The sequence below is a fragment of the Stenotrophomonas rhizophila genome (genome assembly GCF_003651185.1).
Classification (GTDB): Bacteria; Pseudomonadota; Gammaproteobacteria; order Xanthomonadales; family Xanthomonadaceae; genus Stenotrophomonas; species Stenotrophomonas maltophilia_Z.
In genome coordinates this window covers 263,100-276,799 of record NZ_RCDC01000005.1, presented here as the reverse complement: position 1 = coordinate 276,799, position 13,700 = coordinate 263,100, and the positions used below count along the sequence as shown (strand labels likewise).

General features: G+C 66.0%; 14 protein-coding genes. 4 read left to right on the top strand and 10 right to left on the bottom strand.

What is annotated here, in order from left to right:
* Nucleotides 1-3: 3 nt before the first annotated feature.
* The 6 genes from eno to BCL79_RS12865 form a co-directional block, all read right to left on the bottom strand.
* The gene (gene eno / locus BCL79_RS12890) at nucleotides 4-1,290 is read right to left on the bottom strand and encodes a phosphopyruvate hydratase (RefSeq protein WP_121041757.1); all 1,287 of its coding nucleotides are present in this window, start codon (nucleotides 1,288-1,290) and stop codon (nucleotides 4-6) included.
* 70 nt (nucleotides 1,291-1,360) lie between these two features.
* Nucleotides 1,361-1,777: a hypothetical protein gene (locus tag BCL79_RS12885; RefSeq protein ID WP_121041755.1), complete on the bottom strand. Its 417-nt coding sequence runs from the start codon at nucleotides 1,775-1,777 to the stop codon at nucleotides 1,361-1,363.
* Complete coding sequence (gene kdsA / locus BCL79_RS12880) at nucleotides 1,774-2,604, bottom strand: 3-deoxy-8-phosphooctulonate synthase (protein ID WP_088433181.1); 831 nt, start codon at nucleotides 2,602-2,604, stop codon at nucleotides 1,774-1,776. Before kdsA ends, BCL79_RS12885 begins: the two co-directional genes overlap by 4 nt.
* A 105-nt stretch (nucleotides 2,605-2,709) precedes the next feature.
* Nucleotides 2,710-4,374, bottom strand: a complete 1,665-nt coding sequence (locus BCL79_RS12875; protein ID WP_121041753.1) for a CTP synthase — start codon at nucleotides 4,372-4,374, stop codon at nucleotides 2,710-2,712.
* Nucleotides 4,371-4,631, bottom strand: a complete 261-nt coding sequence (locus BCL79_RS12870; protein WP_121041751.1) for a hypothetical protein — start codon at nucleotides 4,629-4,631, stop codon at nucleotides 4,371-4,373. Before BCL79_RS12870 ends, BCL79_RS12875 begins: the two co-directional genes overlap by 4 nt.
* A gap of 261 nt (nucleotides 4,632-4,892) precedes the next feature.
* On the bottom strand, nucleotides 4,893-5,132 hold the full coding sequence (locus BCL79_RS12865; protein WP_088433184.1) for a hypothetical protein: 240 nt from the start codon (nucleotides 5,130-5,132) through the stop codon (nucleotides 4,893-4,895).
* A 163-nt stretch (nucleotides 5,133-5,295) separates the two neighbouring features.
* On the opposite strand from BCL79_RS12865, the gene parE reads away from it, so the two are divergent.
* Nucleotides 5,296-7,185, top strand: coding sequence for a DNA topoisomerase IV subunit B (gene parE, locus BCL79_RS12860; protein ID WP_121041749.1), 1,890 nt, complete (start codon nucleotides 5,296-5,298; stop codon nucleotides 7,183-7,185).
* 124 nt (nucleotides 7,186-7,309) lie between these two features.
* The gene (locus BCL79_RS12855) at nucleotides 7,310-7,882 is read left to right on the top strand and encodes a GNAT family N-acetyltransferase (RefSeq protein WP_121041747.1); all 573 of its coding nucleotides are present in this window, start codon (nucleotides 7,310-7,312) and stop codon (nucleotides 7,880-7,882) included.
* Nucleotides 7,883-7,986: 104 nt separating this feature from the next.
* On the opposite strand, the gene BCL79_RS12850 is transcribed toward BCL79_RS12855, so the two are convergent.
* Nucleotides 7,987-9,108: an inorganic phosphate transporter gene (locus BCL79_RS12850; RefSeq protein ID WP_121041745.1), complete on the bottom strand. Its 1,122-nt coding sequence runs from the start codon at nucleotides 9,106-9,108 to the stop codon at nucleotides 7,987-7,989.
* 13 nt (nucleotides 9,109-9,121) lie between these two features.
* Complete coding sequence (locus BCL79_RS12845) at nucleotides 9,122-9,748, bottom strand: DUF47 domain-containing protein (RefSeq protein ID WP_121041743.1); 627 nt, start codon at nucleotides 9,746-9,748, stop codon at nucleotides 9,122-9,124.
* Between the two features lie 282 nt (nucleotides 9,749-10,030).
* Here BCL79_RS12845 and BCL79_RS12840 point away from each other — a divergent pair, with 282 nt between their 5' ends.
* Nucleotides 10,031-11,341 carry a hemolysin family protein gene (locus tag BCL79_RS12840; RefSeq protein WP_121041741.1) on the top strand — a complete coding sequence of 437 codons (1,311 nt, stop codon included), beginning with the start codon at nucleotides 10,031-10,033 and terminating at the stop codon, nucleotides 11,339-11,341.
* Nucleotides 11,325-11,984, top strand: coding sequence for an exopolysaccharide biosynthesis protein (locus BCL79_RS12835; protein WP_121041739.1), 660 nt, complete (start codon nucleotides 11,325-11,327; stop codon nucleotides 11,982-11,984). The genes BCL79_RS12840 and BCL79_RS12835 overlap by 17 nt, the downstream gene beginning before the upstream one ends.
* Before the next feature lie 101 nt (nucleotides 11,985-12,085).
* Here the strand turns inward: BCL79_RS12835 and BCL79_RS12830 are convergent, their stop codons facing one another.
* Nucleotides 12,086-12,595, bottom strand: coding sequence for a pyridoxamine 5'-phosphate oxidase family protein (locus BCL79_RS12830; RefSeq protein ID WP_121041737.1), 510 nt, complete (start codon nucleotides 12,593-12,595; stop codon nucleotides 12,086-12,088).
* A gap of 97 nt (nucleotides 12,596-12,692) precedes the next feature.
* Nucleotides 12,693-13,685, bottom strand: coding sequence for an LLM class flavin-dependent oxidoreductase (locus tag BCL79_RS12825; RefSeq protein ID WP_121041735.1), 993 nt, complete (start codon nucleotides 13,683-13,685; stop codon nucleotides 12,693-12,695).
* Nucleotides 13,686-13,700: the final 15 nt, after the last annotated feature.

Here is a 13,700-nt window from a genome sequence, read left to right as displayed (position 1 = left end):
GGATCAGCGCTTCAGCGACACGAACGCGTCACGACCGGCGTAACGCGCGCCGGCACCGAGGGCTTCCTCGATACGCAGCAGCTGGTTGTACTTGGCCACGCGATCACTGCGGCACAGCGAGCCGGTCTTGATCTGGGTGGCGGTGGTGGCCACGGCGATGTCGGCGATGGTGGTGTCTTCGGTTTCGCCCGAACGGTGCGAGACGATCGAGGCGTAGTTGGCCGCGTGCGCCATGGCGATCGCTTCCAGGGTCTCGGTCAGGGTGCCGATCTGGTTGACCTTGATCAGGATCGCGTTGGCGGTGCCGGACTCGATGCCTTCCTTGAAGATCTTCGGGTTGGTGACGAACAGATCGTCGCCCACCAGCTGCACCTTGTTGCCGATGCGGTCGGTCAGCAGCTTCCAGCCGGCCCAGTCGTTCTCGGCCAGGCCGTCTTCGATGGTCACGATCGGGTACTGCGCGGCCCAGTCGGCCAGGAAGTCGACGAACTGCTCGGAGGTCAGGCGCTTGTTCTCGCCGACCAGGTTGTACTTGCCGTTCTCGTAGAACTCGCTGGAGGCCACGTCCAGGCCCAGCAGCACATCTTCACCGGCGGTGTAGCCGGCCTTGCCGATGGCTTCCAGGATGGTGTCCAGCGCTTCGACGTTGCTGCGGAAGTCCGGTGCGAAGCCGCCTTCGTCGCCCACCGCCGTGCTCAGGCCGTGGCCCTTGAGCACCGACTTGAGCGAGTGGAAGATTTCGGTACCGGCACGCAGCGACTCGGAGAACGAGGTGAAGCCGACCGGCAGCACCATGAATTCCTGGAAATCGACGTTGTTGTCGGCATGCGCGCCGCCGTTGATGATGTTCATCATCGGCACCGGCAGGGTGACGTCGCGGCCGTTGGCCAGGTGCTGCCACAGCGCCTGCTTCTTCGAGGCCGCCACGGCGTGGGCGTTGGCCAGCGAAACCCCCAGCAGCGCGTTCGCGCCCAGGCGGCCCTTGTTCTCGGTGCCGTCCAGATCGATCAGGCGGCGGTCGAGGCCTTCCTGGTCGGCGGCATCGAAGCCCTTCAGCGCCGTGGCAATCGTGGTGTTGACGTTGGACACGGCGTTGCGCACGCCCTTGCCCAGGTAACGGGTCTTGTCGCCGTCACGCAGTTCCACGGCTTCCTTGGTGCCGGTCGAGGCGCCCGACGGCACCGCGGCACGACCAAACGAGCCGTCCTCGAGGATGACTTCGGCTTCCAGCGTGGGGTTGCCACGGCTGTCGAGGATTTCACGGGCGTGGATGCTGCGGATCGTGGTCATAGCGGGCCGGTTACCAGTCAGAGAGGGGGAGGCGCCGCCAACGCAGCGCCAAAAAAAACATGCCGCGTGATTATCCCTGCACACCCGCCACTTGCCAAATCGGCAGGGTGGCGGGCAGCACCCCGGCCACGCTGGTGTGGCGCGAGGTCAGCGACGGGATCAACAACACCAGCAGCAACAAAGCCAACAGGGCCAGCGCCACGCCGCCGCCGGCCGGTTGCCGGCGCAGCCGGAACGCCAGCACGCTGGCGGTCACGCAGGCCAGCGCAACGGTGCCGGTCAGTGACAGCGTGACCAGCAGCAACGGCCGCACCGAGCGCAGCGCGTTGTCACCGTCACCGGGCGAGCCGACGCTGGCGAACACCAACAGCACCAGCACGAACACACCGCCCCAGGCCATGATCGCCGCACCCAGCGCGACCCAGCCCCAGGCCCAGCCACGCCAGCCGCGGCGCACCCCAGGTGACGCCGGAACGTCGCCTGTCATGCGAAGCGCGAGAACCCGTGCTTCTTGGTGACCGCGTCGAGTTCCATCAGGGTTTCAAGCAGCTCCTCCATGCGGTCCAGCGGCCACGCGTTGGGGCCATCGGACAGCGCCTTGGACGGATCCGGGTGGGTCTCGGCGAACAGGCCGGACACACCGACAGCGACCGCCGCACGCGCCAGCACCGGCACGAACTCGCGCTGGCCACCGGAGCTGTTGCCCTGCCCGCCCGGCAGCTGCACCGAATGGGTGGCGTCGAACACGACCGGGCACCCGGTATCGCGCATCACCGACAGCGAACGCATGTCGCTGACCAGGTTGTTGTAGCCGAAGCTGGCACCGCGCTCGCAGACCATGATGTCCTGGTTGCCGGTGGCCTTGGCCTTCTCCACGACAGGTTTCATGTCCCACGGGGACAGGAACTGACCCTTCTTGATGTTGACCGGCTTGCCGGTCGCGCACACCTTGGTGATGAAATCGGTCTGGCGGACCAGGAAGGCCGGGGTCTGCAGCACGTCCACCACCGAGGCCACTTCGTCCATCGGGGTGTATTCGTGCACGTCGGTTAGCACCGGCACGCCGATCTGCTTCTTCACTTCGGCCAGGACCTTCAGGCCCTCTTCCATGCCCGGGCCGCGGAAGGCGGTGCCCGAGGTGCGGTTGGCCTTGTCGAAGCTCGACTTGAAGATGAAGTTGATGCCGAGGCGATCGGTGATTTCCTTCAACTTGCCAGCCACGTCCAGCTGCAGCTGCATCGACTCGATCACACACGGGCCGGCGATCAGGAACAGGGGCTGGTCGAGCCCGACGTCGAATCCACACAGTTTCATGGCGTTTCCTTGTTGTCCGGCGAACACTGGCCAGGCCAGCCGCCGTGGGTGATTAGCGCTCTGCAATGGGGGCACGCGGCCCCCACTGCAAGTGCGGCGTGCCGATCAGGCGGCTGCGTCCTGCGCCAGCTTGGCACCGGCCTTGCGCTCCCGCGCAGCACGGATGAAGCCGATGAACAGCGGGTGGCCTTCGCGCGGGGTGGACAGGAACTCCGGGTGCGCCTGGCAGGCCAGGAACCACGGGTGCTGGTCGCGCGGCAGCTCGATGACTTCCACCAGGGTGTCGTCCATCGACTTGCCGGCGATCACCAGGCCCGCATCTTCCAGCTGGGTGCGGTAGCGGTTGTTGAACTCGTAACGGTGGCGATGACGCTCGGAAACCACATCCTTGCCGTACAGCTCGCGGGCCAGCGTGCCCGGCTTCAGGCGCTGTTCCTGCAGGCCCAGGCGCATGGTGCCGCCCAGATCGCTCTTGTCGTCGCGCTTTTCCACATCGCCGGTGGCGGTGCGCCATTCGGTGATCAGGCCGATCACCGGGTTCGGCGACTGGCGGTCGTTCTCGGTGCTGTTGGCACCTTCCAGGCCGGCCACATGGCGGGCGAAATCGACCACCGCGGCCTGCATGCCGTAGCAGATGCCGAAGTACGGCACGCTGTGCTCACGGGCGAACTGCGAGCTCAGCACCTTGCCTTCGAAGCCACGGTCGCCGAAGCCGCCCGGCACCAGGATGCCGTCGACATCCTTGAGTGCGGCCAGATCGCTGTCTTCCAGTTCCTGCGCTTCGAGCCACTTCAGGTTGACCTTGGTGCGCTGGCGCAGGCCGCCGTGCTTGAGCGCCTCGCCAACCGACTTGTAGGCGTCCTGATGATCGACATACTTGCCGACCACCGCGATGGTGACCTCATCCAGCGGGTGCAGCGTGGCATCCACCGCCGCTTCCCACTCGGCCAGATCGACCGGGCCGGCCTTGTCGCCGAGCTTGAGCTGGTTGACGACGATGTCGTCCAGGCCCTGGGCGTGCAGGCCCATCGGAATTCGGTACAGCACGTCCACGTCCGGCACGCTGATCACGGCGCGCTCGGAGACGTTGGTGAACTGGGCGATCTTGCGGCGCTCCGAATCCGGCACCACCTGCTCGGAACGGCACAGCAGCACGTCCGGCTGGATGCCGATCGAGCGCAGTTCCTTGACCGAGTGCTGGGTCGGCTTGGTCTTCAGCTCGCCGGCAGCGGCGATGTACGGCACCAGGGTCAGGTGCATGAACAGCGCTTTCTCCGGGCCGCGCTCGGTGCGCACCTGGCGGATCGCCTCCAGGAACGGCAGCGACTCGATATCGCCCACAGTGCCGCCGATCTCCACCAGCGCCACGTCGAAGCCTTCGGTGGCCTCGTCCATGCAACGGCGGATTTCATCGGTGATGTGCGGGATGACCTGCACGGTGGCACCCAGGTAATCGCCGCGGCGCTCCTTGCGGATCACGTTCTCGTAGATGCGGCCGGTGGTGACCGAGTTCTTGCGACTCAGGCGGGTGCGCACGAAGCGCTCGTAATGGCCCAGGTCCAGATCGGTCTCGGCGCCGTCATCGGTGACGTAGACCTCACCGTGCTGGAACGGGCTCATGGTGCCCGGGTCGACGTTGATGTACGGATCGAGCTTCATCATCGTCACCCGCAGGCCGCGGGCCTCGAGGATGGCGGCAAGCGACGCGGCGGCAATGCCTTTGCCGAGCGAGGACACTACGCCGCCGGTTACGAAGATCAAGGGAGTCATGGCTGGGGGTGTCCTGTCAGGAAGGGGGAAACGGCGCCGGCGCGCGGGGCGACGGACGACGTAAAGGGGAAAATCGGAACGATCCGGCTGGCGGCGGCGTCTTCACGCGCCAGGACCGGGATCAGGGGGGATACGGTGCGGGAGTGGGTCAGCGACGTCGGGTCAGCCGTGCCGGCCACTGTCTGGACCGTCACCTCCTGCCTACCCTGCTGGCGATCGCGCACGATCAGGCCAGTCCATTCGCTGATGGATGACACGCACTACTCCCGGAAAGCCATAGTTTACAGATTGACGGCCTCCAGCCCAAGGGGCGGATGACGGTCTTCACATAAAAAGAAGAGCCCCGGCGCGATACCGGGGCTCATGTTGACTACTTTTTCAGCTCCCCAGGTCTCTCGGGTGGAGAGCCCCCTTGGAGTTCAAGGGGGCGCGCCGACAGGCGCGGGGATGTGGAGGAGAGGGTGAGCGGGGCCCACGGTTTGCCGCGCAAACCGTGGGGAAGCGTCAGCGCGAAGCGCTTATCGCTTCTTCCGCGCTTCTTCCTCTTCTTCCTTCTGCGGGGCCTGCTCGCCCTTGGCCTTCATTTCGGCCGTGGCGGCGGCGCGGCGCTTGGCCTTGGCGTCCGCTTCCGCCTGGGCCTTGTCGGCCTGTTCGCCCTGCTGCGGCGTGGGCTGGCCCTGTCCGGCGTTCTGGGCCAGTGCCATGGGCACGGCCACCACGGCGGCGGCGATGGCAACGATGGTCAGCAACTTCTTCATGGGGTGCTCCTCGCGGTATGGCATGGAATGGGGCGCCGGAGGCTCCGGTTTCCCATCCAGCACAGTCTATCGCGCCCCGGTCGGCCGCCCCCTGAACGTGTGGCGTGCAAAAAACCCGTCCAGACCGCAAACTTCGCCGTCGCATTGCGCTTTATGAAGACAGATGAACGCCCGCTATAACGCCGCCGATATTGAAGTCCTGTCCGGCCTGGACCCGGTCAAGCGCCGCCCCGGCATGTACACCGACACCGCGCGCCCGAACCATCTGGCGCAGGAAGTCATCGACAATGCCGTCGACGAAGCCTTGGCCGGACACGCCCACACGGTCGAAGTCACGCTGTTCAAGGACGGCAGCTGCGAAGTCAGCGATGACGGCCGCGGCATGCCCGTGGACATCCACCCCGAGGAGAAGATCCCCGGCGTCGAACTGATCCTGACCCGCCTGCACGCGGGCGGCAAGTTCAACAACAAGAACTACACCTTCTCCGGCGGCCTGCATGGCGTTGGCGTCAGCGTGGTCAACGCGTTGTCCACCCTGGTGGAAGTGCACATCAAGCGCGAGGGGAGCGAACACCGCATCACCTTCCGCAACGGCGACCGCGCCACCCCGCTGGAAGTGGTCGGCAGCGTCGGCAAGAAGAACACCGGTACCCGCGTGCGCTTCTGGGCCGACCCGAAGTACTTCGATACGCCCAAGTACAACCTGCGTGCGCTGCGTCACCTGCTGCGCGCCAAGGCCGTGCTGTGCCCGGGCCTGACCGTGAAGCTTCTCGATGAAGCCACCGGCGAGCAGGACACCTGGTACTACGAAGATGGCCTGAGCGATTACCTCAAGGCCGAACTCGGCGAGCGCGAGATGCTGCCGGCCGACCTGTTCGTGGGTCACCTCAAGAAAGAAAACGAGATCGTGGACTGGGCCCTGGCCTGGATCCCCGAGGGCGAACTGGTCCAGGAAAGCTACGTCAACCTGATCCCGACCGCCCAGCACGGCACCCACGCCAACGGCCTGCGCACCGGCCTGACCGAGGCGCTGCGCGAGTTCTGCGACTTCCGCAACCTGCTGCCGCGTGGCGTCAAGCTGGCCCCGGAAGATGTCTGGGACCGCGTGTCGTTCGTGCTGTCGCTGAAGATGACCGACCCGCAGTTCAGCGGCCAGACCAAGGAACGCCTGTCCTCGCGCCAGGCCGCCGGGTTCGTCGAAGGCGCCGCGCACGATGCCTTCAGCCTGCTGCTCAACCAGAACGTCGCATTGGGCGAGCAGATCGCGCAGCTGGCGATCGAGCGCGCCAGTGCGCGTTTGAAGACCGAGAAGCTGGTGACCCGCAAGAAGGTCACCCAGGGCCCCGCCCTGCCCGGCAAGCTGGCCGACTGCATCAGCCAGGACCTGTCGCGCACCGAGCTGTTCCTGGTCGAAGGCGACTCCGCCGGTGGCAGCGCCAAGCAGGCCCGTGACAAGGACTTCCAGGCGATCCTGCCGCTGCGCGGCAAGATCCTCAACACCTGGGAAGTGTCCTCGGGCAGCGTGCTGGCCTCCGAAGAAGTCCACAACCTGGCCATCGCGATCGGCTGCGACCCGGGCAAGGACGACATCGCCGGGCTGCGTTACGGCAAGGTCGTCATCCTGGCCGACGCCGACTCGGACGGCCTGCACATCGCGACCCTGCTGACCGCGCTGTTCCTCAAGCATTTCCCGGCGCTGGTGGATGCCGGCCACGTGTTCGTGGCGATGCCGCCGCTGTTCCGTGTCGACGTGGGCAAGCAGGTGTTCTACGCCCTGGACGAGGAAGAGAAGCGCACGATGCTGGACAAGATCGAGCGCGAGAAGATCAAGGGACAGATCAGCGTGACCCGCTTCAAGGGCCTGGGTGAAATGAACCCGCAGCAGCTGCGTGAGTCCACCATCCATCCCGACACGCGCCGCCTGGTGCAGCTGACCATCGATGACGGCGAGCAGACCCATTCGCTGATGGACATGCTGCTGGCAAAGAAGCGCGCCAGCGACCGCAAGGGCTGGCTGGAAAAGAAGGGCGACCTGGCTTCACTGGAGGTCTGACCGACCGGTTGTGACACTGGAAAAACCCGCCTCCCGGCGGGTTTTTTCTTGCCTGACCGACTTGGCATGGCGATGCGTCACGGGAGCGGCTACCGTGGCGCGTGCCGCCACCGCAGGAACCCGCATGCCGTTCGACCCGACCCTGACGCTGGAAACCGCGCGCCTGGTGCTGACGCCCATCCGCGCGACAGACGCCCAGGCGTTGTTTGCGATCCAGGCCGACCGTGCGGTGATGCGCTACTGGAACCACCCGGCGTGGACCGACCTCAAACAGGCCTACGTGCAGATCCTCGACGATCTGGCCGCGATCGATGCCGGCACGCAGCTCAAACTGGCGATCCGTGAACGTGCGGACGGGCCGCTGCTGGGCATCGTAGTGGTGTTCGCGATCGACGAAACCGCCAGGCGCGCGGAGATCGGCTATCACCTTGCCCCGTCGGCACAGGGCAAGGGCTACATGCACGAGGCGTTGTCACGGTTCGTGGCGTACATGTTCGACGTGCTGCGCCTGCGGCGTCTGGAAGCGGAGATCGACCCGCGCAACGCCCCCTCGGCAAAGGTGCTGGCGCGGCTCGGCTTCCAGCGCGAGGGGCTGCTGCGGGAACGCTGGCGGGTCGCCGGCGAGGTATCCGATTCGACCATGTATGGGCTGCTGGCACGGGAGTGGCAGGGGCCAGGCAGCGCAGCGGCGGGGTGACCGTGCCCGGAAACGCCTCCGGCAAGTTCGGCCTCGGCATCCGCCTTGCCCACGAAAAAGCCCGCCTTCCGGCGGGCTTTTCGATGTTCAACCGCGTGGACCGATCAGGCCCAGCCGAACAGTTCGAACAGACGCAGGATCAGGTACGCACAGCCGCCGGCGGCCGGGATCGTCAGGATCCAGGCCCACACGATGCGCTCGATCACGCCGAAGCGCAGCGAACGCGGGTTCTTGGCGAAGCCCACGCCCATGATCGCGGTGGAGATGCTGTGGGTGGTCGAGACCGGCATGCCGAAGTGCGCTGCCACGGTCAGGATCGTGGCCGAGCTCGTTTCCGCGGCGAAGCCGTGGATCGGGTGCAGCTTGACCATCTTGTGGCCCAGCGTCTTGATGATCTTCCAGCCACCCGATGCGGTACCGGCGGCCATCACCACGGCGCAGGTCAGCACGATCCACATCGCGATGCCGTCACCGGCGGTCGCGTCCGGGTGCATGAAGGCCAGCCAGGACGGCAGGTCGTTCAGCGCACCGGTTGCCTCGGCACCGATCAGGGTCATGGCGATGATGCCCATGGTCTTCTGCGCATCGTTGTGGCCGTGGGCAAAGCCCATGTAGGCCGCCGACACGATCTGGGCCTTGCCGAAGAACGCGTTGACGATGCGCGGGCGGGCCAGACGGCCCAGGAAACCACCGATCTTCGCCATGCCCGCGATCATGCCCCACAGCAGCAGCATCACCGCGATGCCGAGCAGGAAGCCGGCGATCGGCGAGGTGATCATCGGCAGGAACACCTTCCACAGCAGGCCCTTGTTCTGGGCCCAGGTGCCGATCCGCTCGGACCAGATCAGGGCATCCCAGTTGTTGTGGGCAGCGGCCAGGCCGGCGCCGCACAGGCCGCCGATCAGGGCGTGCGAGGACGAGGACGGCAGCCCCTTCCACCACGTGATCAGGTTCCAGATGATGCCGCCCAGCAGCGCACACAGGATCACCTGCGGGGTCACATCGACCACGTTGGTGTTGAGCAGCCCCGAAGCGATGGTCAGCGCGACGGCGGTGCCGGTCAGCGCGCCGATCAAGTTCATGAACGCGGCGAGCATCACCGCCCAGCCGGGCGAGAGCACTTTGGTCGCCACCACGGTGGCGATGGAGTTGGCGGTGTCGTGGAAGCCGTTGATGAACTCGAAAACGAGCGCGGCCAGGATCACCACCAGGACAAGGGTCAGCATGCTGTGGCGTCCGTCAGCTGTTCTTCAAGACGATCTGGTACGCCACCACGCCGGCCTCGCGGCAACGATCGATGGCCTTTTCCAGGATCTCGAAGAATTCCTTGAGCAGGAACATCTGCAGGCTGTCCAGGCGGCCGGAGTAGATGTCGCGGTACAGCTCGAGCATCAGACGGTCGGCTTCGTTTTCCAGCGAACGCAGCTTCTCGTTGAGCGCGGTCATCCGGTCCAGGTTCATGTGGCGCAGGTCATTGACCATCTCCACCACCACGCTGGCAGCCTGTTCCAGCATCGCCGCGCGCGGCGCGAAATCGATGTGTTCCAGATGCTGGGTGGCCAGCGAGTAGCGATCGGCGAACTTCTCGATCTGCTTGGGAATCTTGTACAGCGCCGAGCCCAGCGCTTCGATGTCTTCGCGCTCGATCGGGGTCATGAAGCTGTCGACCAGCGCCTGGCTGATCTTGTCCGAGGCCGCGCGCTCGCGCAGGCGGGCCAGCTTGAAGGCGTCCAGCGCCGGCTGGCGGTCCGCTTCGCGCAGCATGGAGTGCAGCGCCTTGGAACTGTCCTGGGCGGCCTGGGCAGCCTCGTCCAGCAGGGTATAGAACTGTTTGCCGGAGCCAAAAATGGTCTGCAGAGAGAACATTGAGAAACCTATTCGCCGTCGAGGAAGGACGGCACCGGGCGGAATTATGACGGTTTGATGTCTGTTCCGGGTACTCCCCCCCTTCTTCACGCCGGGACGGCCCCGTCTGAACGACTCTGTTTGCACCCCTGCCCCGGCCTTTTGTTAAGATGCGCGGGCACCTTCGGGTGCACTCTATGGACGACGCCCCTTCCCCCCCGCCGCACCGCCGCGCTTACGCGCCCTCCGGTAGCCGACATCGCTTGAACACGCCCTCCCTGCCACCAACCGGGGAAGCCGCCCGTGTTTGAACTGATTATTGTCCTCGCCCTGATCCTGCTGAACGGTTTCTTCGCCATGTCCGAGATGTCGGTCATGACCTCGCGCAAGAGCCGGCTGAAGCAGATGGCAGGTTCCAGCAAGCGCGCCGAGCGTGCCCTGGCGCTCTCCGAGAAGCCCGAGAACTTCCTGTCCACGGTCCAGATCGGGATCACCCTGATCGGCATCCTGACCGGCCTGTTCGGTGGCGAGGCGATCGGCCTGACCATCGCCGAGTGGCTGCAGGGCATGTTCCCGGCGTTCGCCTATTCCGGCGTGGTCGGCAAGACCCTGGCCGTGGCCCTGATCACCTTCCTGACGCTGATCTTCGGCGAACTGGTGCCCAAGCGGCTGGCGCTGACCCGTTCGGAGGACATCGCCGGCCTGGTGGCGCTGCCCATGAGCTGGCTGGCGAGGATTGCCGCGCCCGGCGTCTGGCTGCTGTCCCACTCGACCCGGCTGGTGCTGCGCGTGCTGGGCCTGGGCAAGGACGAATCGGCCTCGGTGACGGAAGAGGAGATCCGCATGCTGGTGGCCGAGAGCCACGAGGCCGGCGTGATCGACGCCCATGAGCGCGACATGATGAACCGCGTCATGCGCCTGGGCGACCGCACCGCCGACAGCCTGATGACCCCGCGCAACCGGATCGCCTGGCTGGACACACTGGCTGAGCCGGAGAAGAACATCGGGACCATGCGCGAGAACGAATTCTCGCGTTACCCGGTGTTCCGCGGCAACGATCAGGACATCGTCGGTGTGCTGGAGGTCAAGAGCCTGGTGACGCGCCTGGTGCGCGATGACCATTCGCTGTTCCAGAACCTGCGCGAGCCACTGTACGTCTCCGAATCCACCCATGCGATGAAGCTGCTGGAGATCTTCCGCGAGGAACAGCAGTCGATGGCGCTGGTGGTGGACGAATACGGCGAAATCCAGGGCCTGGTCACCATCAGCGATCTGATGGGCGCGGTGGTCGGCCGCCTGCAGTCGGTGGAGAACGTGGACGAGGACGCGTTGGTCGTGACCCGTGAGGACGGCTCGTTCCTGGTCGATGGCTCGCTCTCCATCGAAGACCTGCGCGAACTGATGGGCAACGCCGAGCTGCCCGATGCCGATGATGGCGACTACTACACGCTGGCCGGCATGTGCATCCACTATTTCGGCCGCATCCCGCATGCGGGCGAGTACTTCGATTGGGCCGGCTGGCGCATCGAGATCGTCGATCTCGACGGTGCCCGTGTCGACAAGCTGCTGCTGCGCACCCTGAGCGAAGACGAAACCGATGACATCACCGGCTGAGCCGACGCCGCCGGACCCGACGCGGCCGCAGTACCGCAACGAGGGTATCCGTACCCTGCTGGCGATGTTCGACCACGGTGACCCGGAGCAACGGCTGCTGCTCGGCCAGATCCTGCAGGATCTGCAGCAGAGCGCGTTCGGTGTGTTCCTGTTCGTGGCGATCCTGCCGGCCTTCATCCCGATCCCCGGGCTGGGCGGTGCAGTCAGTGGACCGCTGGTGGTGCTGATCGGCGCGCAGATGCTGTGCGGCATGCGCCGCCCCTGGCTGCCCGGCTTCATCCGCAACCGCGGACCCAAGCGCGGCACCATGCATCGGTTCCTGGAGCGGATCGACCGTCCGCTGCGGCGGCTGGACCGCCTGCTCAAGCCGCGGATGCCCGGCCTGCTGGTACCGCTGCCTGCGCATGCGTTCACCGGGCTGCTGCTGATCCTGATCGGCGTGCTGCTGTCGCTGCCGATCCCGCTCACCAATTATCTGTTCGGCTTCCAGCTGCTGCTGTTCGCGTTGGCACTGCTGGAACGCGATGGCGTGCTGATGCTGCTCAACTGGATCGGCGCGGTCGCCGCCGTGCTGTTCTTCGGCGTCAGTTCGGGTCAGCTGGTGGGCTATACGGTGGATCTGTTCCAGCGCTGGTTCGGCTGACGCCGGCACACCCCGGCACGCGACGCGCCATGAAAAAAGCCGACCCCGCGGCCGGCTTCAGCACAACAATGGCCGGCGCAAGGCCGGCCCTGTGAACCCGGTTACGCGCCGGGCTTGAGATCCACCGTGCCGGTGTCGGACATCGCGCCCGGATCATCGGTCACCGCCGACAGCACGAAATACAGCGCCTTGCCCAGCAGGCCGCCCGGGCCATCCCAGTACTCGGCCGATTCGGCGCTGACATGGATCAGGCGCAGGTTCGGGTCGTCCTTGCCGCCGGGGAAGAAGATCTTCATTGCCGGCGACCAGAGTTCGTCGATCTTGGCGCGGTCATTGACCACCCGCGCGGTACCCGAGACCGAGACATAGGTATTGCCCGACGGCGACGCGTAGGCCACGTTGACGCGCGGGTTGGCGGTGATTTCCGCGATCTTCGGGCTGTCGGCCCCGGTGGCGAACCACAGGTCGCCATCGAATTCGACTTCCTGCGTGCCCAGCGGACGACTGAACAAGCGTCCGTCCGCACCGACCGTGGTGAACATCGCGATGTCCACACCGCGGATCAGCTCGGCCAGTTGTTTGATGTGTTGCTGACGATCGTGCTCGGCCATGGGGTGGCTCCTGTAAGGGGAGCCACCATCACAGCCGATCGGCAGCTACGACGACGTGAACCGCGCGGTCACGCCTTCTTCGCACGCCGCGCCAGCCTCAGATCTGCAGTGCGCGCCATGCCTGCATCGCCAGCCCGAACGAGCGCTTGCGCGCGGCGTGGTCGTAGATATTGGCGGTGACCAGCACTTCATCCGGCTTGTGTCGCGCCACGAACGCGGCGAGGCCTTCCTGCACCTGCTGCACGTCACCGACCACCGCACAGGCCAACGCGCTCTGCACCCCGGCTTTTTCGTGCGGCTGCCAGAACGCTTCGATGTCGTCGATCGGCGGCGGGATCAGGCCGGGCAGGCCACGGCGAAGATTGACGAAGCTCTGCTGCTGGGTGGTGAACAAGCGCTTGGCCTCGGCTTCGGAATCGCTGGCGACCACGTTCAAGCCCAGCACCGCGTATGGCGCCTGCAGATACTGCGAGGCACGGAATTCGCGGCGGTAGACCGCCAGCGCTTCATCCATCGCGTCCGGCGCGAAGTGCGAGGCGAACGCGAACGGCAGGCCCATCGCCGCCGACAGCCGCGCACTGAACAGACTGGAGCCCAGCAGCCACACCGGCACCGGGATGCCCGCACCGGGCACGGCGCGCACGGCCTGGCCCTTCTGGGCCGGCTCGAAGTAATGCAGCAGCTCACGCACGTCCTGCGGGAACTGGTCGGCGCTGTCGAAGTAACGGCGCAGTGCGCGGGCGGTCGGCTGGTCGGTGCCGGGCGCGCGGCCCAGGCCGAGGTCGATGCGGTCCGGGTACAGCGAGGCCAGCGTGCCGAACTGCTCGGCCACCTGCAGCGGCGAGTGATTGGGCAGCATGATGCCGCCGGCACCGACGCGGATGCGCTTCGTGCCCCCGGCCACATGACCGATCAGCACCGCAGTGGCGGCGCTGGCGATGCCGGGCATGTTGTGGTGCTCGGCCAGCCAATAGCGGTGGAAGCCCCAACCTTCGGCGTGCTGGGCCAGGTCCAGCATGTTGGCGAAGGCCTGCGTGGTGTCGCTGCCTTCGCAGACCGGCGCCAGATCAAGAATCGACAGCTGCATCATGAATGCTCGTTCCAA

Excerpts from the sequence above, each read along its gene's own strand:
- eno (WP_121041757.1), bottom strand. The coding sequence starts at position 1,290 with ATGACCACGATCCGCAGCATCCACGCCCGTGAAATCCTCGACAGCCGT.
- BCL79_RS12885 (WP_121041755.1), bottom strand. The coding sequence starts at position 1,777 with ATGACAGGCGACGTTCCGGCGTCACCTGGGGTGCGCCGCGGCTGGCGT.
- kdsA (WP_088433181.1), bottom strand. The coding sequence starts at position 2,604 with ATGAAACTGTGTGGATTCGACGTCGGGCTCGACCAGCCCCTGTTCCTG.
- BCL79_RS12875 (WP_121041753.1), bottom strand. The coding sequence starts at position 4,374 with ATGACTCCCTTGATCTTCGTAACCGGCGGCGTAGTGTCCTCGCTCGGC.
- BCL79_RS12865 (WP_088433184.1), bottom strand. The coding sequence starts at position 5,132 with ATGAAGAAGTTGCTGACCATCGTTGCCATCGCCGCCGCCGTGGTGGCC.
- parE (WP_121041749.1), top strand. The coding sequence starts at position 5,296 with ATGAACGCCCGCTATAACGCCGCCGATATTGAAGTCCTGTCCGGCCTG.
- BCL79_RS12855 (WP_121041747.1), top strand. The coding sequence starts at position 7,310 with ATGCCGTTCGACCCGACCCTGACGCTGGAAACCGCGCGCCTGGTGCTG.
- BCL79_RS12850 (WP_121041745.1), bottom strand. The coding sequence starts at position 9,108 with ATGCTGACCCTTGTCCTGGTGGTGATCCTGGCCGCGCTCGTTTTCGAG.
- BCL79_RS12845 (WP_121041743.1), bottom strand. The coding sequence starts at position 9,748 with ATGTTCTCTCTGCAGACCATTTTTGGCTCCGGCAAACAGTTCTATACC.
- BCL79_RS12835 (WP_121041739.1), top strand. The coding sequence starts at position 11,325 with ATGACATCACCGGCTGAGCCGACGCCGCCGGACCCGACGCGGCCGCAG.
- BCL79_RS12830 (WP_121041737.1), bottom strand. The coding sequence starts at position 12,595 with ATGGCCGAGCACGATCGTCAGCAACACATCAAACAACTGGCCGAGCTG.
- BCL79_RS12825 (WP_121041735.1), bottom strand. The coding sequence starts at position 13,685 with ATGATGCAGCTGTCGATTCTTGATCTGGCGCCGGTCTGCGAAGGCAGC.